Annotated in this window: 21 protein-coding genes; 14 read left to right on the top strand and 7 right to left on the bottom strand. The window is 72.8% G+C overall.

Features of this window, described 5'->3' with window-relative positions; all coding sequences use genetic code 11:
* A partial coding sequence (locus BI06_RS33050) for a hypothetical protein (protein ID WP_063795074.1) occupies positions 1-591 on the top strand: 591 nt, incomplete at its 5' end.
* Between the two features lie 58 nt (positions 592-649).
* Here the strand turns inward: BI06_RS33050 and BI06_RS33045 are convergent.
* Positions 650-1141, bottom strand: coding sequence for a glutathione peroxidase (locus BI06_RS33045; RefSeq protein ID WP_030394731.1), 492 nt, complete (start codon positions 1139-1141; stop codon positions 650-652).
* A 282-nt stretch (positions 1142-1423) separates the two neighbouring features.
* Here BI06_RS33045 and BI06_RS33040 point away from each other — a divergent pair, with 282 nt between their 5' ends.
* On the top strand, positions 1424-2107 hold the full coding sequence (locus BI06_RS33040) for a hypothetical protein (protein WP_043474487.1): 684 nt from the start codon (positions 1424-1426) through the stop codon (positions 2105-2107).
* Here the strand turns inward: BI06_RS33040 and BI06_RS33035 are convergent.
* Complete coding sequence (locus tag BI06_RS33035; protein WP_233290390.1) at positions 2070-2627, bottom strand: pyridoxamine 5'-phosphate oxidase family protein; 558 nt, start codon at positions 2625-2627, stop codon at positions 2070-2072. The two genes, BI06_RS33040 and BI06_RS33035, sit on opposite strands and share 38 nt — an antisense overlap.
* A gap of 101 nt (positions 2628-2728) precedes the next feature.
* The gene (gene gcl / locus BI06_RS33030; protein WP_063795072.1) at positions 2729-4510 is read right to left on the bottom strand and encodes a glyoxylate carboligase; all 1782 of its coding nucleotides are present in this window, start codon (positions 4508-4510) and stop codon (positions 2729-2731) included.
* A 691-nt stretch (positions 4511-5201) separates the two neighbouring features.
* On the opposite strand from gcl, the gene BI06_RS54850 reads away from it, so the two are divergent.
* The 5 genes from BI06_RS54850 (at position 5202) to BI06_RS33010 (ending at position 8919) form a co-directional block, all read left to right on the top strand.
* Complete coding sequence (locus tag BI06_RS54850) at positions 5202-5330, top strand: hypothetical protein (protein WP_255360287.1); 129 nt, start codon at positions 5202-5204, stop codon at positions 5328-5330.
* Positions 5331-5422: 92 nt separating this feature from the next.
* Positions 5423-6919: a SulP family inorganic anion transporter gene (locus BI06_RS33025; RefSeq protein WP_043474482.1), complete on the top strand. Its 1497-nt coding sequence runs from the start codon at positions 5423-5425 to the stop codon at positions 6917-6919.
* Between the two features lie 118 nt (positions 6920-7037).
* Entirely contained in the window at positions 7038-7334 is a 297-nt protein-coding gene (locus BI06_RS33020; protein ID WP_043474479.1) for an MTH1187 family thiamine-binding protein, read from the top strand.
* Positions 7335-7441: 107 nt separating this feature from the next.
* The gene (locus BI06_RS33015; RefSeq protein WP_043474477.1) at positions 7442-8032 is read left to right on the top strand and encodes a TetR/AcrR family transcriptional regulator; all 591 of its coding nucleotides are present in this window, start codon (positions 7442-7444) and stop codon (positions 8030-8032) included.
* A 116-nt stretch (positions 8033-8148) separates the two neighbouring features.
* Positions 8149-8919 (top strand): SDR family NAD(P)-dependent oxidoreductase, encoded by a 771-nt coding sequence (locus tag BI06_RS33010; protein WP_043474474.1) that lies wholly within the window; start codon positions 8149-8151, stop codon positions 8917-8919.
* A gap of 18 nt (positions 8920-8937) precedes the next feature.
* On the opposite strand, the gene BI06_RS33005 is transcribed toward BI06_RS33010, so the two are convergent.
* Positions 8938-9219, bottom strand: a complete 282-nt coding sequence (locus BI06_RS33005) for a helix-turn-helix domain-containing protein (protein ID WP_043474471.1) — start codon at positions 9217-9219, stop codon at positions 8938-8940.
* 87 nt (positions 9220-9306) lie between these two features.
* On the opposite strand from BI06_RS33005, the gene map reads away from it, so the two are divergent.
* The 5 genes from map (at position 9307) to BI06_RS32980 (ending at position 13150) form a co-directional block, all read left to right on the top strand.
* Positions 9307-10074 (top strand): type I methionyl aminopeptidase, encoded by a 768-nt coding sequence (map, locus tag BI06_RS33000; protein WP_043474468.1) that lies wholly within the window; start codon positions 9307-9309, stop codon positions 10072-10074.
* A 90-nt stretch (positions 10075-10164) separates the two neighbouring features.
* Positions 10165-10695: an SMI1/KNR4 family protein gene (locus BI06_RS32995; protein WP_051742476.1), complete on the top strand. Its 531-nt coding sequence runs from the start codon at positions 10165-10167 to the stop codon at positions 10693-10695.
* 159 nt (positions 10696-10854) lie between these two features.
* Complete coding sequence (locus tag BI06_RS32990) at positions 10855-11238, top strand: hypothetical protein (RefSeq protein ID WP_051742475.1); 384 nt, start codon at positions 10855-10857, stop codon at positions 11236-11238.
* Between the two features lie 171 nt (positions 11239-11409).
* Complete coding sequence (locus BI06_RS32985) at positions 11410-12315, top strand: universal stress protein (RefSeq protein WP_051742472.1); 906 nt, start codon at positions 11410-11412, stop codon at positions 12313-12315.
* Entirely contained in the window at positions 12308-13150 is an 843-nt protein-coding gene (locus BI06_RS32980) for a universal stress protein (protein WP_043474466.1), read from the top strand. Before BI06_RS32985 ends, BI06_RS32980 begins: the two co-directional genes overlap by 8 nt.
* Positions 13151-13159: 9 nt before the next feature.
* On the opposite strand, the gene BI06_RS32975 is transcribed toward BI06_RS32980, so the two are convergent.
* Together BI06_RS32975 and BI06_RS32970 are read right to left on the bottom strand one after the other, a co-directional pair.
* The gene (locus BI06_RS32975) at positions 13160-14074 is read right to left on the bottom strand and encodes an NAD(+)/NADH kinase (protein WP_043474464.1); all 915 of its coding nucleotides are present in this window, start codon (positions 14072-14074) and stop codon (positions 13160-13162) included.
* Positions 14071-15114, bottom strand: coding sequence for an SPFH domain-containing protein (locus BI06_RS32970; protein ID WP_043474462.1), 1044 nt, complete (start codon positions 15112-15114; stop codon positions 14071-14073). The genes BI06_RS32975 and BI06_RS32970 overlap by 4 nt, the downstream gene beginning before the upstream one ends.
* 127 nt (positions 15115-15241) lie before the next feature.
* Here BI06_RS32970 and BI06_RS52615 point away from each other — a divergent pair, with 127 nt between their 5' ends.
* Both BI06_RS52615 and BI06_RS32960 read left to right on the top strand, forming a co-directional pair.
* Positions 15242-16324: a hypothetical protein gene (locus BI06_RS52615; RefSeq protein ID WP_051742470.1), complete on the top strand. Its 1083-nt coding sequence runs from the start codon at positions 15242-15244 to the stop codon at positions 16322-16324.
* A gap of 226 nt (positions 16325-16550) precedes the next feature.
* Entirely contained in the window at positions 16551-18899 is a 2349-nt protein-coding gene (locus BI06_RS32960) for a transglycosylase domain-containing protein (protein WP_051742468.1), read from the top strand.
* A gap of 89 nt (positions 18900-18988) precedes the next feature.
* Here BI06_RS32960 and BI06_RS32955 read toward each other — a convergent pair whose 3' ends face one another.
* Positions 18989-20200, bottom strand: a complete 1212-nt coding sequence (locus BI06_RS32955; RefSeq protein WP_043474639.1) for a glycerophosphodiester phosphodiesterase — start codon at positions 20198-20200, stop codon at positions 18989-18991.
* Positions 20201-20215: the final 15 nt, after the last annotated feature.

The following is a 20215-nucleotide window of genomic DNA, read 5'->3' as shown; positions in this document are numbered from 1 at the left end:
GCCTCCTCCGCCGCCGTCCCGACCGGCGCCACGCCCCCGCCCGGACCACCGCCCGCACCGGCCGCACCCGCCGTCGCCGACAACGGGGACGAACGCCCGCTCGCCCCGGGTGAGTTGCGGCGCTTCGGTCCCGGCGTGCCGCCGCTGGCCGCCGCCGTCTGGCACGGCGCGGCCGTACCGGGCGCCGAGCCGCCGCGCCGCCGCCGGGTGTGGCGCTGGCTGCTCCCACTGGTGCTGCTGCTGGCCGTCCTGGCGCTGCTGTTCTGGCGCTTCTCCACGCCCGCCCTCGCGGTCACCGGCGTCGGTGTGACCACCGACCCGGCGGGCCCCGGCTGCGACTCGGTGGCGGTGATCAAGGCCGAGGTGGAGACCAACGGCGGCTCCGGCACCCTCCGTTACCGCTGGCTGCGCAGCGACGGCACCACCTCGGGCGAGATCAACCAGGACATCGGCTCCGGCGCCCACCGCACCGAACTGGTGCTGCGGTGGAGCTTCGAGGGCCGTGGCTCGCTCGCGGCCACCGCGACCCTGGAGATCCTCGCACCCGGCTCCCGCACCGCCGCGGTCTCGTTCCCCTACCACTGCGCCTGACCGGAACGCCGGAGGGCCCGGGGCGGATGCCCCGGGCCCTCCGTGCGGATGCCGCGTCTCAGGCGGTCGGCAGCACGGCCTCGATCGCGGCGACGACCTCGTCCGACTCCGGCTCGGTGCGCGGCCGGATCCGGGCGACCACGGTGCCGTCCGGCGACACCAGGAACTTCTCGAAGTTCCAGGAGACGTCCCCGGCCTGGCCCTCGGCGTCGGCGGTCTCGGTCAGCCGCGCGTACAGCGGGTGCCGGTCGTCGCCGTTCACGTCGGTCTTCTCGAACAGCGGGAAGGTCACGCCGTAGGTGGTCGAGCAGAAGGTCTGGATCTCGTCGGCGCTGCCCGGCTCCTGCCCGGCGAACTGGTTGGACGGGAAGCCGAGCACGGTGAAGCCGCGCCCGGCGAAGCGCTCCTGGAGCCGCTCCAGGCCCGCGTACTGCGGGGTCAGGCCGCACTTGGAGGCGACGTTGACGATCAGCAGCGCCTTGCCCTTGTAGTCGGCGAGCGAGGCGGCCTCGCCGGTCAGCGTGCGCAGCGGGATGTCGTACAGGCTCACGGTTGGTCCCCTTCGGAGGGCGATCGGTCGGTGTCGGGCGGACCCGTCGGGAACGGTAGCCGGTCCCGCCTGCTCAACCAGCATCGGCGGGCAGGTGTTCCGGGATCGGCGACAGGTTCCGACAGGTCGCACAGGATTTGTCGCTGTCGGTCGGTGGGTGAGTCCAGGGCTCCGGCCCGGAGATGTGGCATGTGCCGGACAGAAAGCCGGAAATATCCGATGATCATGTGGTTTGATGTCCGCTGTTGATCTTCAGGTGAAGAACGAAACGGGGGCACCACGGTGGACGGATTCAAGCGGTACGGGCGGAATTTCGCGCTGGTGGGCGCGGTCGCCGCGCTCACGCTGGGCGCGGCCGCGTGCGGGTCCGACGGCGGCGGCGCCGGGTCGGCGTTCCAGGCCAAGGTGGTGCTGTCGGAGCCGGACCAGGTGCGCGACGCGCTGCCCAGCGAGACCTCGCTCCCCTCCGGCTGGAAGCGCTCCTCCGGGGCGAAGCCGCCGCAGGCCGTCACGCAGGCCGACGCGTCGGCCACCTGCCGCAAGAAGCTGAAGGCCGACTGCCTCGGTCTTCAGCTGGGCGGCAATGTCCGGTACAAGTCGGTCTCCAGCACCGCCAACGACATCCGGCTCACCCTGCTGACCTTCGACAAGGCGGAGAACGCCGGTCCGGTCTTCGAGGCGCTGGTGGCCTCGTTCATCGAGGACGAGGGCGCCGCGCGCAAGATCGACGTGAAGACCGCCGCCGAACAGTCGCAGGCCTTCGAGAAGGACGTCGACAACGGTGGCGACTCCGGCGAGGCCGCGACCAAGACCCTCGCCGGGACGATGGTGATGCGGATCGGCGCCGTCGTCTCCCTGATCGAGCTGGACGAGGACGAGCGCGACCACAAGACGCTGAAGCAGTTCGCCGACCTCCAGGCGGAGCGGGTCAAGCGGGTCCAGCGGGGGCAGAAGGCGGAGGGCTGACCTTCTCCCCGGCCGCGGGCGAGGTGCTCCGGAGCTGCTCGGCGATCGCGGAGAAGTCCGCGCTCAGCCACCGCTCCGGGCGCATCCGGACGGTGACGTCGGCCGTCAGCTGCTCGGCGGTGGCCACCAGGTACGCCTCGGCGCCGGCGGGCGGCAGGTAGCGGTGGGCCAGTGCGGCGCGTTCGGCCGGGTCTATCCCGTCCTCGATCGCCACCACCGGACCGCTCACGCTCACGTACCGGCAGGGCGTCTCCTCCTGCTGCGCGCAGAGCGTGAACCGCCGGGCCGCCCGGATCCGGCGGGCCTTGGCCGACTCCCGCCCGGTCAGCACGGTGACCAGGCCGCCGGGCCGGTAGGAGTACCAGATCGGCACCGAGAGCGGTGCCGCGCCGGGCTCCGCCCCGGCGACGGACAGGACGCCGACGTGCACGCCGGCCAGGAAGCGCTCGCACGCGGCGCGGGTCATCGAGAAGGACACGGTGGGCACTCCCGGGGGCAGCCGGTCCGCGCGTGGATTCACGCCCGGACGTTCCCCGGTACGTACCCGCACGACCCTGGGGCCGAACACCGGACGGCCGTTCGGCCGCGCGGCGCCCGACCCCCTCGGGGCCGCTGGGAGGGTCAGATCGACAGCGGGCGGATCGCCGTCGGGGCGTGCTCCGGGAGGGTGGCGACCTCCTCCCACTCCATCACCTTGTCGATGTCGGCCGCGCCCATCGAGATGTTGGTGACCCGCTCCAGGATCGCCTCGACCACGACCGGCACCCGGAACTCGGCGGCCAGCTTCTTGGCCTCCTCGAAGGCCGGCAGCAGCCCCTCCGGTTCGGTGACGCGAATGGCCTTGCAGCCCAGGCCCTCGGCGACCCGGACGTGGTCCACGCCGTAGACGCCCAGCTCCGGCGCGTTGATGTTCTCGAACTCCAGCTTGACCTGGAAGTCGATGTCGAAGTTCCGCTGCGCCTGCCGGATCAGCCCCAGGTAGGAGTTGTTGACCAGCACGTGGACGTACGGGATCCGGTGCTGCGCCCCGACCGCCAGCTCCTCGATCATGAACTGGAAGTCGTAGTCGCCGGAGAGCGCCACGACCTGGCCCTCGGGGTCGGCGGTCGCGACGCCGAGCGCGGCCGGGATGGTCCAGCCGAGCGGGCCGGCCTGGCCGCAGTTGATCCAGTGCCGCGGCTTGTAGACGTGCAGCAGCTGCGCGCCGGCGATCTGGGAGAGGCCGATGGTGGTGACGTAGCGGGTCTCCGGGCCGAAGGCCTTGTTCATCTCCTCGTAGACGCGCTGCGGCTTGAGCGGCACGTTGTCGAAGTGGGTGCGGCGCTGGAGCTGCGCCCGGCGCTCCTGGGTGGACGCGGCCCACTCGCTGCGGTCCACCAGCGTGCCGGCGGCCTTCAGCTCCCGGGCGACCTCGACGAAGAGCTCCAGCGCGGCGCGGGCGTCGGAGGCGATGCCGAGCGTGGGGGCGAAGATCTTGCCGATCTGGGTGGGCTCGATGTCGACGTGGACGAAGGTCCGGCCCTCGGTGTAGACGTCCAGGCCGCCGGTGTGGCGGTTGGCCCAGCGGTTGCCGATGCCGAGCACGAAGTCGGAGGCGAGGAAGTTCTCGTTGCCGTAGCGGTGCGAGGTCTGCAGGCCGACCATGCCGGCGTTCAGCGGGTGGTCGTCCGGGACGATGCCCCAGCCCATCAGGGTCGGCACCACCGGGACGCCGGTCAGCTCGGCGAACTCCAGCAGCAGTCCGGCGGCGTCGGCGTTGATCACGCCGCCGCCCGCCACGATCAGCGGCCGCTCGGACCGCTGGAGCAGCGCGATCGCCTTCTCGATCTGGATCCGGTTGGCGGCGGGCTTGTAGACCGGCAGCGGCTGGTAGGCCTCCGGGTCGAAGTCGATCTCGGTGAGCTGGACGTCGATCGGCAGGTCGACCAGCACCGGGCCGGGGCGGCCCGAGCGCATCAGGTGGAAGGCCTGCTGGAACACGCCGGGGACCTGCGCGGCCTCCAGCACGGTGGTGGCGGCCTTGGTGACCGGCTTGGCGATCGAGGCGATGTCGACCGCCTGGAAGTCCTCCTTGTGGAGGCGCGCGACCGGGGCCTGGCCGGTGATGCACAGGATCGGGATCGAGTCGGCGATGGCCGAGTAGAGCCCGGTGATCATGTCGGTGCCGGCCGGCCCGGAGGTGCCGATGCAGACGCCGATGTTGCCCGCGGCGGCGCGGGTGTAGCCCTCGGCCATGTGCGAGGCGCCCTCGACGTGGCGGGCCAGCGTGTGCCGGATGCCGCCGGAGGCCTTGAGGGCGGCGTAGAAGGGGTTGATGGCCGCGCCCGGCACGCCGAAGGCGACGTCGACGCCTTCGAGCTTGAGGATCTCCACGGCCGCGCGGGCGGCTGTCATTCGGGGCATCGGGTCTCTCCTGCGTCGGCCCGCAGTGGGTCGGAGGGCTCATCTCCAGAATTCCACCATACGGAAGAACGGTTTCTGTATGTGGAATAAAAGTAGGACGGGGGTCGTCGGGGCGTCAAGGGGGCTTTCAACAGAATGTGGAACGTTCGGCAGGGGGCGGTTCGGCGGGTCATCTGCTCGACGGGCGAACGTGCGTACCTGCCATGAGCTCGGATTTCGCCCTGGATGCGTCGGTGGCGTGCTGTTTACGTGGAGGAATGGTGTGCGAGGTTGGCCGGCTCCGGGGCGCTGGGTACCGTCGGTCCCACGCCGGGCCCGTCATGGTTGCCATGTTCAACAAGGGGGCGCGGCAAGGGGGTCTCGGGGATCCGGGGCGGAGCGGGGGAGTTCCGGTCGCCGATCCCGTCGAGGGGTCCGTCCTGGATCCCGTCCAGCACGACTCGCCGCGCCGGCCGTCCCGGTCCGCGCGTCCCGGCCGCCACCGGCAGTACCGCCGCCGACGGCAGGTCCGCCCACGGTGGCAGCACCGCCGCCACCGTGGGCCCCGCCGTCGCCACAGCACCGCGCCACCGCCGCACCGCCGCGTCATCGCGCCATCGCCGCCACCAGCAGCACACCGCAGCAACGCACCCGCAGCCGATGCGTCGCCCGCGACGCGCCGCCCCGCCGGGTGCGCGGAAGGAAGCTCCCCATGCCTCGACGATGTGCCCTGCCCACCCGTCCCGCCGCAGTCCCCGCCGCTCTCGCCGACCCCGTCGCCCTCGTTCTCGTCGCCGCCCTCGCCGCCGCCCTCCCCGTCTCGCGGGCGGTGCGCCGGTGAACGGTCTGCCCCGACGGCGGAAGAGCCCGCCCGCCGCCCCGCGCTCCCGGTCCGCCGCCCCGCGCTCCCGCTCCGGCTCCCGGCGAGGTCCGGTGGCCGCGCTGCGCGCCGTGCCCTGGCGGTACGACCTCCCCGCCTCCCTGGTCGTCTTCCTGGTCGCCCTCCCGCTCTGCGTCGGCGTCGCCGTCGCGTCGGGGGTGCCCGCCGAACTCGGCCTGGTCACCGGCATCGTCGGCGGCCTGCTGGTCGGCGCGCTGCCCGGCAGCAGCCTCCAGGTCAGCGGCCCGGCCGCAGGTCTGACGGTGCTCGTGTACGAAGCCGTCCAGGAGTACGGCGCGGGCGCCCTCGGCGTCCTGGTGCTGCTCACCGGACTGCTCCAACTCGCCATGGGAGCGCTGAGGTTGGGCCGCTGGTTCCGCGCCATGTCGGCGTCCGTGGTGCACGGCATGCTGGCCGGCATCGGCCTCACCCTGGTGTTCGGCCAGCTCTACGCGCTCGCCGACCGCCGGGCCCCCGGCACCGGGCCGGAGAAGATCGCCGGCCTGCCCGCGCTGCTGCGCGACGCCTTCACCGGCGCCGCCGACCGCGGCGCCCTGGCACTCGGGGCCGCCACCCTGCTGGTGCTGGTCGCCTGGAAGTACCTGCCGCCCCGGCTCGCTCGCGCCGTGCCCGGTCCGCTGGCCGCGGTCGGCCTGGCCGCCGCCGTCACCGCCCTGTTCGACCTGCCGGTCGCCCGGGTCGAGGTGGCCGGACTGCTGGACGTCGTCCAACTGCCCGACCGGGCCGCGCTCGGCGCCCTGGCCACCACGGCCGGAGCCGGCACCGTCCTCGCGTTCACCCTGATCGCCTCCGCCGAGACGCTGTTCAGCGCGGCCGCCGTCGACCGGATGCACCACGGCCCGCGCACCGACTACGACCGCGAACTCACCGCCCAGGGCATCGGCAACGCCCTCTGCGGCCTGCTCGGCGCGCTCCCGATGACGGCGGTGATCGTCCGCAGCGCGACCAACGTCCAGTCCGGCGCCCGCACCAAGGCCTCGCGCGTCCTGCACGGCGGCTGGCTGCTGCTCTTCACGGCCCTGCTGCCGGGCGCGCTCGGCCTGGTCCCGCTGACCGCGCTGGCCGCCGTCCTGGTGCACGCCGGGGCCAAGCTCGTCCCGGTCCGGCGGATCGCCGCGCTCTGCCGCGAGCACCGGGGGGAGGCGGCGGTGCTGGCCGTGACCGCCGCCTCGATCATCGCCACCGACCTGTTCGAGGGTGTGCTGATCGGTATCGGCCTGGCCGTCGCCATGTCGGCCTGGCAGACCTCCCACCTGCAGATCGGCGTCGAGGAGCGGCCCGCCGCGCCCGGCGCGGAGGAGGCCCCGCTGAGGGTCCGGCTGAGCGGCAACGCCACCTTCCTGCGGCTGCCCCGGCTGCTCGACACCCTCGAACGCCTCCCGGCGGACCGCCCGGTCGAGCTCGACTGGTCCGGGCTGCGCCACCTGGACCACGCCTGCACGGTGGCGCTCACCACCTGGGCGGCCCAGCACCGCGCCCGGAGTACCGCCCCGCTGGCGGTCGACCCGCCGCTGCCGACCGTGGTCTGAGCGGGTCGGTCCGGCCGGCTCGTTAGGCTGGCCGCCCGGCGGCGGCCGGGGTCCGGCCCGGACCTCGGGGTCGTCCGGGCCCCGGGGTCGTCCGGGACTCGTGGGAGGAGACGGAGCCGTGATCGCTGCCTTTTCGGTCACCCCGCTGGGGGTCGGCGAGGACGTGGGGGAGGCGGTCGCCGCCGCCGTCCGGGTGGTCCGCGCGAGCGGGCTGCCGAACCGCACGGACGCGATGTTCACCAGCATCGAGGGCGAGTGGGACGAGGTGATGCCGGTGATCCGGGAGGCGATCGAGGCGGTGAAGGCCTACAGCAGCCGGGTCAGCACCGTCATCAAGATCGACGACCGGGCCGGGGTGACCGACGGACTGACCAGCAAGGTCGCCACCGTGGAGCGCCACCTCGCCGAGGGCTGAGGGCTGAGGCCTGAGGTCCGGGGTCGGCCCGTCCCTTCCAGGGCGGGTCGGCTGCCCTCCCCTTTTCTTTCTTGACCGATCGATCTGGAATCGACTACCTTTCAGCTATGGCACGGACCAAGGAATTCGACCCCGACGCGGCGCTCCAGTCGGCCCTGGAGCTGTTCTGGCGGCGCGGCTACGAGGCCACCTCGATGGCCGAGCTGGTCGAGCACCTCGGGATCGCCCGGGCCAGCATCTACGCCACCTTCGGCAGCAAGCGCGAGCTGTACCTGCGGGCGCTGGAGCGGTACGGCCAGCAACAGCAACCGGTGCTGCTGGCCGAGCTGTCGCAGCCGGGCCCGGTCCTGCCGGCCGTCCGGGCGCTGGTCCGCCGGTTCGCCGCCGAGTCCGCCGCGGACGGTGAGGGCGGCCCCCACCGGGGCTGTTTCGTCACCAATACGGCGGTCGAACTCGCCCCGCACGACGAGGGCGCCGCCCGCCGGGTGGAGTCCAACCTGCTCCACCTGGAGACGGTGCTCGCCACGGCCCTGGTCCGCGCCCGTGCCCAGGGCGAGCTGCCCGAGGGGCGCGACCCGCAGGCGCTGGCCCGGATGCTGCTGGTGCTGTTCCAGGGCATGCGGGTGATCGGCAAGGCCGGGGAGGGCTCGGCCCGGCTGCGCGACGCCGCCGACCAGGCCCTCGCCCTGCTGGACTGATCGACCCGCTCTCCCCTCCCGCCCCTTTCCCTCTCGTGTGCCTTTTTCTGTCTTGATTCTGAACCGAACGGTCAATTTAGACCGACCCGTGCAGCCCTTCGCTTAGGAGTACTCCCATGTCCCGCAGCACCACCCGCTTCACCGGCAAGTCCGTCCTGGTCACCGGTGGCGGCAGCGGTATCGGCCGAGCCGTGGCCCTCGCCTTCGCCCGGGAGGGCGCCCGCGTCGCCGTCGCCGGCCGCACCGCGAGCTCCCTGGCCGAGACCGTCGCCCTGATCGAGCAGGACGGCGGCACTGCGGTGGCCCTGGTCGGCTCGGTCTCCGACTCGGCGGACGCCGCCCGCCTGGTCCGGGAGACGGTGGAACACCTGGGGGGCCTGGACATCGCCGTCAACAACGCCGGCGTGCTCGGCGGCATAGCCCCGATCGCCGATGTGGCGGAGGAGGAGTGGCGGCGCGTCATCGACATCAACCTCAACGGCACCTGGTACGCGATGAAGCACCAGATCGCCCACCAGCGCGCCAACGGCGGCGGGGCGATCGTCAACATCTCCTCGAACCTGGGCACCCACGTCCGCCTGGAGAACCTCGGCGCCTACGCCGTCTCCAAGGCCGCCGTGGCCACCCTGACCCGCAGCGCCGCCCGCGACCACATCGCCGACGGCGTGCGGATCAACATGGTCAGCCCGGGCCCGGTCGACACCACCATGTCCTCCCGCCCCGGCGAGAACGCCGCCGACAAGGCGGACCGGATGAAGGGCGACGTCCCGGTCGGCCGGGCCGGCGCCGTGGAGGAGGTCGCGGCCGCCGTCCTGCACCTCGCCTCCGAGGAGTCGGCGTTCACCGTCGGCGCCGACCTCGTCCTCGACGGTGGCGTCAGCGCCTGACCGCGAAACTCGGCCGCCTCAGGCGGACAGCGCCTCGGCCTCGCTCCCGTCCATCACCGGAAGCGCGGCCGAGGCGGCCAGCTCGTCCAGTGACAGTCCCAGCGTGTAGGCCAGCGCCGCGACGGTGAAGAACGACGGGGTCGGCGCCCGTCCGGTCTCGATCTTGCGCAGCGTCTCGGCCGACACCCCGGCCGCCGCCGCCACCTCGACCATGCTGCGCCCGCCGCGCGCCTCGCGCAGCAGTACACCGAAGCGCTCGCCGCGCTCGCGTTCCCCGGGGGTCAGCGGAGTCCTCACCATGCCCCCGATGGTAGGCCACCCGCCCGACCCACTCGACCGTGATACAAATACCGGTATAAGAATTGGAGCTGTGCCCGGAGGGGTCCCATGGTGGAGTTCAAGTCGGAGGCGGCGCTGGCCGCGATGCGGGAGTCGGGGCGAGTGGTCGCCACCGCGCTGGCGGAGGTCGAGCGCGCCGCCGGGGTAGGCGTGAGCCTGCGGGAACTGGACGAGGTGGCCCGGGAGGTCCTGCGGAAGGCGGGGGCGACCTCCCCCTTCCTCGGCTACCGGCCGGCCTTCGCCCCGGTGCCCTTCCCGGCCGTCATCTGCGCCTCCGTCAACGACGCCGTCGTGCACGGGATCCCCACCAGCTACCGGCTGCGCGACGGCGACCTCGTGAGCATCGACTGCGGCGCCATCCTCGACGGCTGGGCCGGCGACGCCGCCGTCAGCTTCACCGTCGGCCCGCCCCGCCCCGAGGACCGGCGGCTGATCGACACCGCCCGCCGCGCCCTGGAGGCCGGCATCGCCGCCGCCGTCGTCGGCAACCGCACCGGCGACATCGCCCACGCCATCGGCACCGTCTCCCGTGCCGCCGGTTACGGCCTCCTCGACGGCTACGGCGGCCACGGCATCGGCCGCCGCATGCACGAGGACCCCCACCTCCCCAACGAGGGCCGCCCCGGCCGCGGCTTCCCCCTGAAGCCGGGCCTGGTCCTCGCCATCGAACCGATGCTCATCGCCGGCGGCACCGACACCCACACCACCGACCCCGACGGCTGGACCCTCCGCACCACCGACGGCACCCGCGCCGCCCACGTCGAACACACCGTCGCCATCACCCCCACCGGCCCCCGCATCCTCACCCTCCCGTGAGTCCGTCCGGACGGACGAGTGGTATGAAAGTCGATCGACTGAATCTTGGGGAATGGGCCGATCCGCTCGGCAGGGACGGACGAGGTTGGGATGAGTGAGCTTCCGGAGGTCGTTTTCCGGGATCTGATCCGGGCGGAGCCGTGGGTCGGGACGCCCCGACCCGAATCCTGGGCAGAGATTGAGAACTGGGCCGGTGTCGAGCTCCCGGGGGATTTCAAGGAGTTCGTCCGACTCTACGGGGACGGTCTGGTGATGCGGCATCTGAATGTGCCGCATCCGGACGGGATCGACCCGCTCATCGGTTTCGTGAAGCGGGCTCGCCGCAAGCTGGAAATGGTACTGCCGGGTTGTTTGACGGACGTCGGATCCCTGCCGTTCGATCCGGAGGCGGTGATCCCCTGGGGACACTCGAATTGGGACGGGGACGACTGCTTCCTGGTGCCGCGGGCCGGGGAGGAGTGGGATGTGCTGGTGGTCTTCAGGCAGCTGGGCCGTATTGGGATCTACGGTGGTGGATTCTCCCGCTTTCTTGCCGGAGTACTCTCCGGGCGGGAGGTCCCGCCCGGGTGGCCCGTTCTGGAGCCGGTGTGGCAGCCGGTCGCAGGGACTCCACTGGGCTGATCGGTGCGAGAGGTGAGGGCTGTGGTGCCAGCGTGGATCGAGGTTCTCGTAGCGGCTCGGGAGGCGGACCACCGCTCCGATCCGGGTTCCGGGTCGGCGGCCCCGCCGGGACTCCGGGCGGCTGCTTCGGATTGGCAGCTGGCTGAGTTGGAAGGGTGGATGGGGCAGCCGATCGAGGCTGACTATCGGGAGTTCCTGTCCTTTTCCGACGGTATGGAGAATTTCTTCTCCGGCATGCCGGTGTTCGGCTGGCAGGATTGGCCGTCGAGCCCTGCTCTGGATCGGGCCGAAGAGTTTCTCGAAATTACTTACGATGGCGGGATACATCTTGACGAGGGACTCCCGGAGGGCGTCTCCATGGTCCCGCTGTCGGTCGATCAGGAACTTTCGGAGGGAATTTTTATGATCGCCGGATCGGAGGATCCGGGGAAACGGTACTTTTGGGTTGGAAATGGAGATGCGGCGTTCTTCTCCAGGCTGTCCGAAATCTTCTCCTGTGCTGCGGGCGTGCGGTCGTGGAGTGAGTTCTCCACGATGCGATGAGGCCGACCAGCTTCTGCCGAAGTGCTGACGGCCGGTCGGGTCCGGCCAGGCCGGGGACCACCGGTCCAGTAGCGGGGACCTTGGACTCTGGGTGGACTTGTCGCGGGGTGGGGAGGGTTGGGGGTGCGGGCGGGCGTGGGTTCGTCCGGGTTGGGTTGGGCGGAGGCGGTTGTGAGCGGATTTGTCGTGGTCGGGGTGGATGGGTCTCCCGAGAGTCTGGCGGCGCTGGACTGGGCCGCGGAGGAGGCGGTGGGGCGCGGGGCGGGGCTGAAGGTGGTGCTGGCGTGGCCGAGTGTGGTGACGCCGTTGTCGGTGCTGGGGGCGGTGGATCTGGCGCACCGGCAGGCGGAGGTGACGCTGCGCGAGGCGGAGTTGCGGGTGCGGGAGCGGTGGCCGGAGCTCGCAGTTCAGGCCGTTCAGGTGCCGCAGGATCCGGTGCGGGCGCTGGTGGAGGAGACGGCGGAGGAGCCCGGGGCGGAGACCCTGGTGCTCGGGTCGCGGGGGCTGGGGGCGGTGGCGGGGTTCCTGGTGGGGTCGGTGAGTCGTCGGGTGCTCGCCAAGGTGGAGTGCCCGGTGGTCCTGGTCAGGGAGGGTGAGGGGCGGGAGGAAGGCGGCGAGGTCGTGGTCGGCGTCGACCCCTACCAGGGCGCCGCCGCGGTGCTCGGCCACGCCTTCGCGGCGGCGGAGCGGCGCGGGCTGCCGCTGCGCGCCGTGTACGCCTGGACCCTGCCGGTGGCGTACCAGTACGCGGGCATCGCGGCGAGCGTCGACGTGTCCGGCGAGATGCAGACGTTCGCCGAGGTCGAGCTGGCGCGGGTGGTCCAGCCGTGGCGGGCGGAGCACCCAGGGGTGACAGTGGTCGAGGAGGTCCTGAACGCGCGGCCCGCCAAGGTGCTCGCGGAGCGGGCGGCGGCGGGCGCCGGGCTGGTGGTGGTCGGTCGGCGGGTCCGTCGCTCGCCGCTGGGCGCGCACCTGGGCTCGGTCGCGCACGCGGTGCTGCACCACGTGCCGTGTCCGGTGGCCGTGGTGCCGTACGAGCGCACCCCCGAGGAGGAGCAGGAGGCGGGCGATGAGTGACCCGGTGCTGGTGGGGGTGGACGGTTCGGAGGCGAGCCTCGCCGCCGTGGACGTCGCGGTCCGGGAGGCGCGGCTGCGCGGCCGCGGCCTGCGGATCGTGCACGCCTTCATCTGGCCGCTGATGCACGTGCCGCTCGGCCCGGCCAAGGACGGACCGCCGGAGGGCGGGCTGCGGCACCAGGCGGAGCGGGTGCTGGAGGACGCGCGGGCCCGCGCCCGGGCCCTGGACCCCCGGCTGGAGGTCGGCGCCGAGCTGGTCACCGGCGAGCCGCTGACCGTGCTGGCCCACCGGTCGCGGGAGGCCTGCCTGGTGGTGGTCGGCAGCCGGGGGCTGGGCCGGTTCGGGGCGCTGCTGATCGGTTCGGTGGCCGTGCACCTGGCCGCGCACGCCGCCTGCCCGGTGCTGATCGTCCGGGGCCGGCCGGAGCCGGACGGGCCGGTGCTGGTGGCGGTGGACGGTGCGGGGGTGGGCGCGGAGGCGCTGGGCTTCGCCTTCGCGGAGGCCTCCGCCCGCCGGGCGCCGTTGACGGCGCTGCACGTGGCGCATCCCAGCGCGAGCCTGCCGGGCCAGGAGGAGCGGGCGCTCGCCGAGGCACTGGCCGGTCACCGGGACAAGTACCCGGACGTGGAGCTGCGCTCGGAACTGATCGAGGCCCATGCCCGGCCGGCGCTGATCGACGCGAGCCGGGCGGCGCAGCTGCTGGTGGTCGGCGCCCGGGGCCGGGGCGGCTTCACGGGCATGCTGCTGGGCTCGACCAGCCAGGCGATGGTCCAGCACGCGTTCTGTCCGGTCGTGGTGGTCCGGCACGAGGAGCAGTTGGCGCAGGCCCGGTAGGGCGGCGGCTCAGCCGAGCAGCCGCAGCCGGGTGGCGGCGACGCCCACCCGGACGGTCTGGCCGCGGACGAGGTCCAGCGCGTCGTTCTCGACGCCGTCCCCGAACGCCACCAGCCGGTCCGACTCGACGGTCAGGACGAGCCGCTGCTCGCCGTCGAGCAGGCCGTGCACCCTGGTGGTTCCGGTGGCGGGGGAGGGCCAGGCCTCGCGGACGAACCAGGCGAGCGACGGCGCGGCGGGCGCGGGCAGGGCGAGCGGGGCGCCGCGGTCCTGCCAGACGGAGCGGCACCAGCCGGTGCCGCCGGTGCCGGTGCCGACCAGCACCCCGGACGAGGCCTGCGCCTCCTCGCCGTCCGGCGCGCCGGGGTGCTGCTCGACCGCCAGCCGGTACCGGGAGGTCTGGTGGCCGGGCTGGCCGACGTAGACCTCGTTGAGCGCGAGCAGCCGCTGGGTGTCGTCGGCGACGGCCTCGACCATGGTCCGCTCCTCGGTCCGCCGGTCGGCGCCGGGGCCGACGGCGGCCGGGAGGAGGCGGGGCAGGTCGTCGGCGCGGTGGCGGACCAGGACCCCGGGGTTGCGGCCGGGTTCGGTGTCCACGCCGATCACGGGCTGGCCGCCGAGGTACTTGGCGACGTTGGCGACCAGACCGTCCTGGCCGACCACGACGACGACGTCCTCCGGTTCGAAGAGGAACCGGGGCAGGTCGGCGCGCTCGACCCGGGTGCGGCGCCAGTCGAGCGGCACGGCGCCGGCCGCCCGGGCGAGTGCCTCCTCCTGCCGGACGTGGCGCCGCTCGATCTCCTCGACCGAGCGGCCCCGGCTGCGCAGGAAGTAGGCGGCCTGGCCGGGTGTGCCGTGGTGGGCCACCAGTTCCTGGTACTCGCTGCGGCGGTGGACCAGGACGGCCCGGGGCGCGAGCGTCACCGTCCGCCCCCGTCGGTGCCGACGGGGAGCGAATCCCCCGGCGAACCCGCCGCACCGAGCTTGGCGAGCAGCCCGGTCAGCACGTCCGGCGTGAGGGTGAGGCTGTCGATCCGCGGCAGGTGCTCGGCCAGCCGCATCAGGGCGAGCGCCCGCAGCACCGCCGGGTCGGCCTGCTGGTGGGCGGTGAGCCAGGCGGCCTCCGCGGCGGCCCTGGCCTCGCCCAGGTCGCGGGCGGCCGCGGCCTCGGCGGCGGCGAGGCGGGTGCGGCGCTGGGCCTCGGCGTCGGTGCGGATCCGGTCGGCGACGGCCTCGTCCTCGGCCTGGCGCTGGGCGTTGGTGCCCTCCTGGGTGATCAGCTGCTCCTGCCGCCGGGCGAGTTCGATCTGATTGGCGAGCTCGTTCTCGGCGATGCCGCGCTCGTGCTCGACGGCGACGGCGCGCCGCTCGAAGGTGGCCCGGTCGGCCTCCTGCTGGACCAGTTCCCGGGCGGGGGTGCGCAGGGCGCGTTCCACTTCGGGTTCGGGGCGCAGGGCGACCACGCGGACGGAGATGACGGCGAGTCCGGTCTCGGCGAGCCGGGGTTCGGCGGCGAGGCCGGCGGTCATCCGCTCGCGGACGCCGGCGATGCCGTCGGCCAGGGCGGTGGCGAGCGGGGTGCGGGCGAGCAGGCCGAGCGCGTGCTGCTGGGCGGTCTCGGTGAGCAGGGTGGCGAGCTGGTCGAGCGGGGCGGAGCGCCAGGCGCCGGTGTCGGGGTCGATGCCGAAGTCGACGCGGGCGGCGGCGGTGGCCGGGTCGGTGATCCGGTAGGTCAGGGTGCCCTGGACGGTGACGTCCTGGAAGTCGGAGGTGCGGGCGTGGAAGAGCATCGCGAGTTCGCGGTCGTCGACCGGCACTTCGGAGAGGGCGGCGGTGAGCGGGCGGAACCAGAAGGCGAGCCCGGTGCCGTCGTGGGCGAGCTTGCCGCGGCGGACGTGCCGGATGTGGGCGGTGGGGCGGGCGCGCAGGTGGCGCAGTCCGAAGCGCTTGGTGATGTCGGCCATGGCGACTCCTTTTCGTCGCACTGACGATATTGAAGGCGGAGGGATCTCGTCAAGGTGACGAGAAATGATCCCCCCGGCGGAAAGGAGCCGGGGAGGGCGGCCGTGGGAGGATCGACCGGTGCTGAGGATGCGAACGACCAGGCTCCCCGCGGTGCTGCTCGCCGCGGCCTGCGCCACCGCCACCACCGCGGTCGCCGTCGGCGCCGGCGCCGCGCTCGGTGCCCCGTCCGCGCACGCGGCCGACCCGGGCGGCCAGGCCTTCTCCATCGCCGACCCGAGGATCACCGAGTCCAGCGGCCTCGCCGCCAGCCGGCAGCACCCCGGCGTCTACTGGACCCACAACGACAGCGACGACGGCCCGTACGTCTACGCGATCGACTCCCGGGGCCGCACGGTCGCCACCGTCACGCTGCGGGGTGTCGAGCCCCGCGACGTCGAGGCGATCTCGCTCGGTCCGGACGGCCGGCTCTACGTCGGCGACCTCGGCGACAACCTCGGCGGCAAGTGGCCCGAGGTCTGGATCTACGCCTTCGCCGAACCCGCCGAGCTGCACGACCAGACGGTGGACGTGACCCGCTACAAGGTCCGCTACGAGGACGGCCCGCGCGACGCCGAGGCGCTCATGGTCCACCCGGTGACGGGCCGCGCCTACATCGCCAGCAAGAAGCAGGGCGGCGGCGGGCTCTACCAGGGCCCGGAGAAGCTTTCCCCGACGGGCGTGAACACCTTCCGGAGGATCGCCGACGCGCCGTGGACGACCGACGGCGCCTTCTCGCCGGACGGCACCCGGCTGGTGCTGCGCGGCTACTTCTCGGCCACCCTCTACCGCTGGAAGGACGGCGCGCCGAGCGACGCCGAACCGCTGTCCACGCCGTTCCAGCGCCAGGGGGAGTCGGTCACCTTCACCTCCGACGGCCGGGCGCTGCTCTACGGCACCGAGGGCAAGGACAGCCCGGTCTGGCGCTCGCCGCTCGACGACACGCAGCTTCCGGACACCGTCGAACCGCTGCGCAGCGCCACTGCGGCCCCGTCGGCCGCGTCCGGCTCCTCGGACCCGGCGGCGCCGGCGTCCGGCGCGGCCGCCCCGCCGTCGCGCGCGGAGGGGAAGGACGCCCCGGCGGGCACCGGGGACAAGGTGCTCGGAGTGGCGTTCCTGGCCGCGATCGCGGTCGCGGTGTTCGGACTGCGACGCAAGAAGCGCGAGGGCTGAGGGTCGACGGCGAGCAGGGCGCGCGGACCCGCCCGTTCTTGATCGAGTCCCGTCGGGCGTGGGCGAACGACCGGCTCCCGGGGCGGGCGGAACCGTCGGCCGTCCCCAGCGCCACGCCCAACGCCGGTGATCTGTCGCCGATTTGTGACAAAGCTTGGCCAACACCGGCCCCACGGGCGGTTTTCGTGGACGTAGTGTTCCGACTATGTCACGGAGAAGCCGCCGCATGCCCTCCTCGGAGCCCCACGACACCTGGGTCCCGCGCCCCCGGCGCCGCGAGACCCCGCTCGGCCTGCTCGGCCACGGCGTGAAGTTCCTCGGTTACAGCACTCTCGCGGGCGTCCTGCTCGCGGGCATCGCCCTCCCTGCCGCCGGAGCCCTCGGGCTCGGCATGAAGAGCGGTGTCGAGGAGTTCGACAGCATCCCCGCCGACCTGAAGACACCGGCGCTGACCCAGGCCAGTTGGATCTACGACGCCAAGGGCCAGCAGATAGCCAAGGTCTACGAGCGCGACCGCCGGGTGATCACCGGCGAGGAGATGGGCACGCTGATACGCCAGGCCCAGGTGGACATCGAGGACGCGCGCTTCTACGAGCACGGGGCCGTCGACCTCAAGGGCGTCCTGCGGGCCATCACCAAGAACGCGGAGAGCGGCACCGCCGTCCAGGGCGCGTCCACGCTCACCCAGCAGTACGTGAAGAACGTGAACGTCGAGAAGGCCGGCGACGACCCGGTGGCGGTGCTGGAGGCCCAGCGCAAGACCCTCGGCCGCAAGGTCCAGGAGCTCAAGTACTCCATCAAGCTGGAGGAGGAGCTGACCAAGGACCAGATCCTCACCAACTACCTGAACATCACGTACTACGGCCAGCAGGCGTACGGGATCCAGGCGGCGGCCCAGCGCTACTTCAGCAAGAACAGCAAGGACCTCACGGTCGCGGAGGCCGCCACCCTGGCCGGACTGGTGCAGAACCCCTCCCAGTTCGACCCCAAGGCCCACCCCGAGGCCTCGCGCAAGCGCCGCGACGTCGTCATCGACAAGATGGTCGAGAACAAGCACCTCACCCCGGAGCAGGCCAAGGAGGCCAAGTCCGGGCCGGTGGCCCTGCACTACCAGGCGCCGCAGAACGGCTGCATCACCGCCGACGCGGGCATGGGCTTCTTCTGCGACTACGTCCGGCACGTGATCAAGCAGGACCCGGTCTTCGGCAAGACCGCCGCCGAGCGCAAGAAACTCTGGGACCAGGGCGGCCTGTTCATCCACACCACCCTCGACCCGGTGAAGCAGGCGGCCGCGCTCAAGGCCGTGACCACCAAGGTGAAGGTCACCGACGAGGTGTCGGCGGCGATGACCATGGTCGAGCCGGGCACCGGCAAGATCCTGGCGATGACCCAGACCCGGCCGTACGGGATCGACCCGGCCAAGAACCAGACCGTCGTCAACTACAACGTCGACGCGGCGATGGGCGGCGGCAACGGCTTCCAGCCGGGCTCCAACTTCAAGCCCATCGTGGCCGCCGCCGGACTGGAGGCCGGGCTGACGTCCACCCAGTCCTACGCCTCGCCGAACAAGATGGACTGGCCGACGATGACCACCTGCGAAGGCACCTGGAAGAACCTGGAGAAGGGCAAGAAGGGCGGCACCATCCCCAACGAGTCCTCGGGCGAGGTCGGCCCGTACGAGCTCAAGGAGGCGATGGCGCTCTCGGTCAACACCTACTTCGTGCAGATGGAGCAGGAGATCGGGCTCTGCGCGGTCAAGCAGATGGCCAACAAGCTGGGCGTCGCGAACAAGGCCAGCGGCAAGCCGCTGGAGGAGCTGCCGGCCCTCGGGCTGGGCACCCAGGAGGTGAGCCCGCTGGTGATGGCCAACGTCTACGCGACCTTCGCCAACCGCGGCACCTACTGCACGCCGGTCGCGATCAGCAGCATCACCACCATGGACGGCAAGGACGTCCCGGTCGTTCCGGCCAAGTGCGACCGGGTGATGTCCGAGAGCACCGCCGACATCATCAACACCGTGCTGCTCGGGGTGACCGAGAAGGGCGGCACCGCCCGTGACCTCGGTCTGAACGACGACCGGCAGATCGCTGGCAAGACCGGTACCTCCGACGAGAAGAAGTCGGCCTGGTTCAGCGGCTACACGGCCAACCTGGCCACCTCGGTCTGGCTGGGCGGACCGGCCCGCGGCGTACCGATGAAGAACATCCGGATCGGCGGCAAGTGGTTCGACGAGGTCTTCGGCGCCACCGGCCCGGGGCCGATCTGGCAGATGGCCATGAACGAAGCCGTCCGGGGCATGCCGGAGCAGGAGTTCGAGACCGTCTACATCCCCAACCCCGCGCCGAAGCGCGACCCCTCGGCGAGCCCGGGCTCGGGCAGCGGCTCACCGTGGACGACCTGGCCCGGCGGCCAGCCGACCGACGTCGCCCCGAACTGGCCCGGCGGCCGCACCCAGGCCCCCGGCCGCCAGCCCACCCGCAAGCCCGCGCAGCCGACCCAGCAGGACCAGGCGCCGCAGGGACAGCAGGGCCAGGGACAGCAGGGCCAGCCCGAGCAGCAGCAGGGCGAGGGCTGACGCCGAGGCCCTCCGCCCCGGACGGCGCCGCGCCCCGGAACGTCGACGGACGTTCCGGGGCGCGGCGGTCCAGTACCCCCGGGCGTGCGTCAGTGCGCGCCCTTGGCGTCCCAGAAGTCCTGGCGGGCCAGCACGCTGCTGTCGGTCTGGTCGGTGAAGAAGCCGTCCACCCCGAGCTCGTAGAGGTACTTCGCCCAGCCGATCGCGTCGCCGTACGCGTTGGGGTCGGTGCCCCGGCGGTAGTCCAGCGGCAGGAAGGCGTTCTCGTTGCGCACCGTGTACGGGTGCAGCAGCAGGTTCGCCGCGTGCGCGTCCCGGACCAGGGTGGTCGGCGGCAGCAGCCTGCCGGTCGCGTCGACCGGGGCGATCAGGGTGGTGGTCGGGCCGATGCCGTGCGCGAACGTCGCGATCCAACGCAGGTTCTCGGGCTTCACGAGGTCGGCCACGGTGCGCTTGTCGCCGGACAGCACGAAGTCGTACGGCTGGGTGGTCGGGCCGCCGAGCAGGAAGATCTTCGGGTTGTCGACCAGCTTGGCGAGCCGCTGCAGGCTGCTCGGCTCGAAGGACTGCAGGATCGCCCGGCCGTTGCGCCCGGCCAGCCCGGTGCGGCGCAGCTCGTCGGCGAGGCGCTCCTCCAGCGGCAGGCCGATCGAACGGAAGTAGCTGGGGTGCTTGGTCTCCGGGTACACCCAGACGTCCCGGCCGAGCTCGCGGCCGCGCTTGCGGGCGAAGTCGGCCACCTCGCGGAAGGTCGGGATCGCCCAGCGGCCGTCGTACAGCGTGTTGCGCTGGCGCTGCTGCGGCAGCCGCTCCTTGGCGCGCAGGGTGCGCAGCTCGGCGAGGGTGAAGTCCTCGGTGAACCAGCCGGTCTGGACGACACCGTCGATGGTCCTGGTCGCGCGGCGGCCGGCGAACTCGGCGCGGTCGGCGACGTCCGTGGTCTCCGCGATGTTGTTCTCGTGCCGGACCACCAGCTGGCCGTCCTTGGTGGGCACGAGGTCCGGCTCGATGACGTCGGCGCCGAGGCGCAGCGCCAGGTCGTAGGAGCCCAGGGTGTGCTCGGGGCGGTAGCCGGGGGCGCCGCGGTGACCGACGATCAGCGGGTGCGGCAGGCGGTCCAGGCCGGTGCCGGTGCGGACCGGCGGGCGGGTGCCGGCCGGGCGGTCGGACGCGACGCCGCGCTCGTCCTCGGCGCCGGACCGGTCCGCGCCGGGCTGGTCCCCGCCGGGGGCGGCGAACGCCTCCCCGGCCCCGGCGGCGAGGGCCGCCGCGCCGAGACCGGCGGCACCGGTGGCCCGCAGGAAGTTGCGGCGGGG

Origin of the sequence: Kitasatospora sp. MBT66 (genome assembly GCF_000710405.2) — a bacterium.
GTDB lineage: Bacteria > Actinomycetota > Actinomycetes > Streptomycetales > Streptomycetaceae > Kitasatospora > Kitasatospora purpeofusca.
This window is presented reverse-complemented; position numbering and strand designations above follow the sequence as displayed.

What these genes read in the sequence shown, in the direction of transcription:
- gcl (WP_063795072.1), bottom strand. Translation starts at nt 4,510, where the DNA reads ATGCCCCGAATGACAGCCGCCCGCGCGGCCGTGGAGATCCTCAAGCTC.
- BI06_RS54850 (WP_255360287.1), top strand. Translation starts at nt 5,202, where the DNA reads ATGCCTCGACGATGTGCCCTGCCCACCCGTCCCGCCGCAGTCCCCGCC.
- BI06_RS33015 (WP_043474477.1), top strand. Translation starts at nt 7,442, where the DNA reads ATGGCACGGACCAAGGAATTCGACCCCGACGCGGCGCTCCAGTCGGCC.
- BI06_RS33010 (WP_043474474.1), top strand. Translation starts at nt 8,149, where the DNA reads ATGTCCCGCAGCACCACCCGCTTCACCGGCAAGTCCGTCCTGGTCACC.
- BI06_RS33005 (WP_043474471.1), bottom strand. Translation starts at nt 9,219, where the DNA reads ATGGTGAGGACTCCGCTGACCCCCGGGGAACGCGAGCGCGGCGAGCGC.
- map (WP_043474468.1), top strand. Translation starts at nt 9,307, where the DNA reads ATGGTGGAGTTCAAGTCGGAGGCGGCGCTGGCCGCGATGCGGGAGTCG.
- BI06_RS32995 (WP_051742476.1), top strand. Translation starts at nt 10,165, where the DNA reads ATGAGTGAGCTTCCGGAGGTCGTTTTCCGGGATCTGATCCGGGCGGAG.
- BI06_RS32990 (WP_051742475.1), top strand. Translation starts at nt 10,855, where the DNA reads ATGGGGCAGCCGATCGAGGCTGACTATCGGGAGTTCCTGTCCTTTTCC.
- BI06_RS32980 (WP_043474466.1), top strand. Translation starts at nt 12,308, where the DNA reads ATGAGTGACCCGGTGCTGGTGGGGGTGGACGGTTCGGAGGCGAGCCTC.
- BI06_RS32970 (WP_043474462.1), bottom strand. Translation starts at nt 15,114, where the DNA reads ATGGCCGACATCACCAAGCGCTTCGGACTGCGCCACCTGCGCGCCCGC.
- BI06_RS52615 (WP_051742470.1), top strand. Translation starts at nt 15,242, where the DNA reads ATGCGAACGACCAGGCTCCCCGCGGTGCTGCTCGCCGCGGCCTGCGCC.
- BI06_RS32960 (WP_051742468.1), top strand. Translation starts at nt 16,551, where the DNA reads ATGCCCTCCTCGGAGCCCCACGACACCTGGGTCCCGCGCCCCCGGCGC.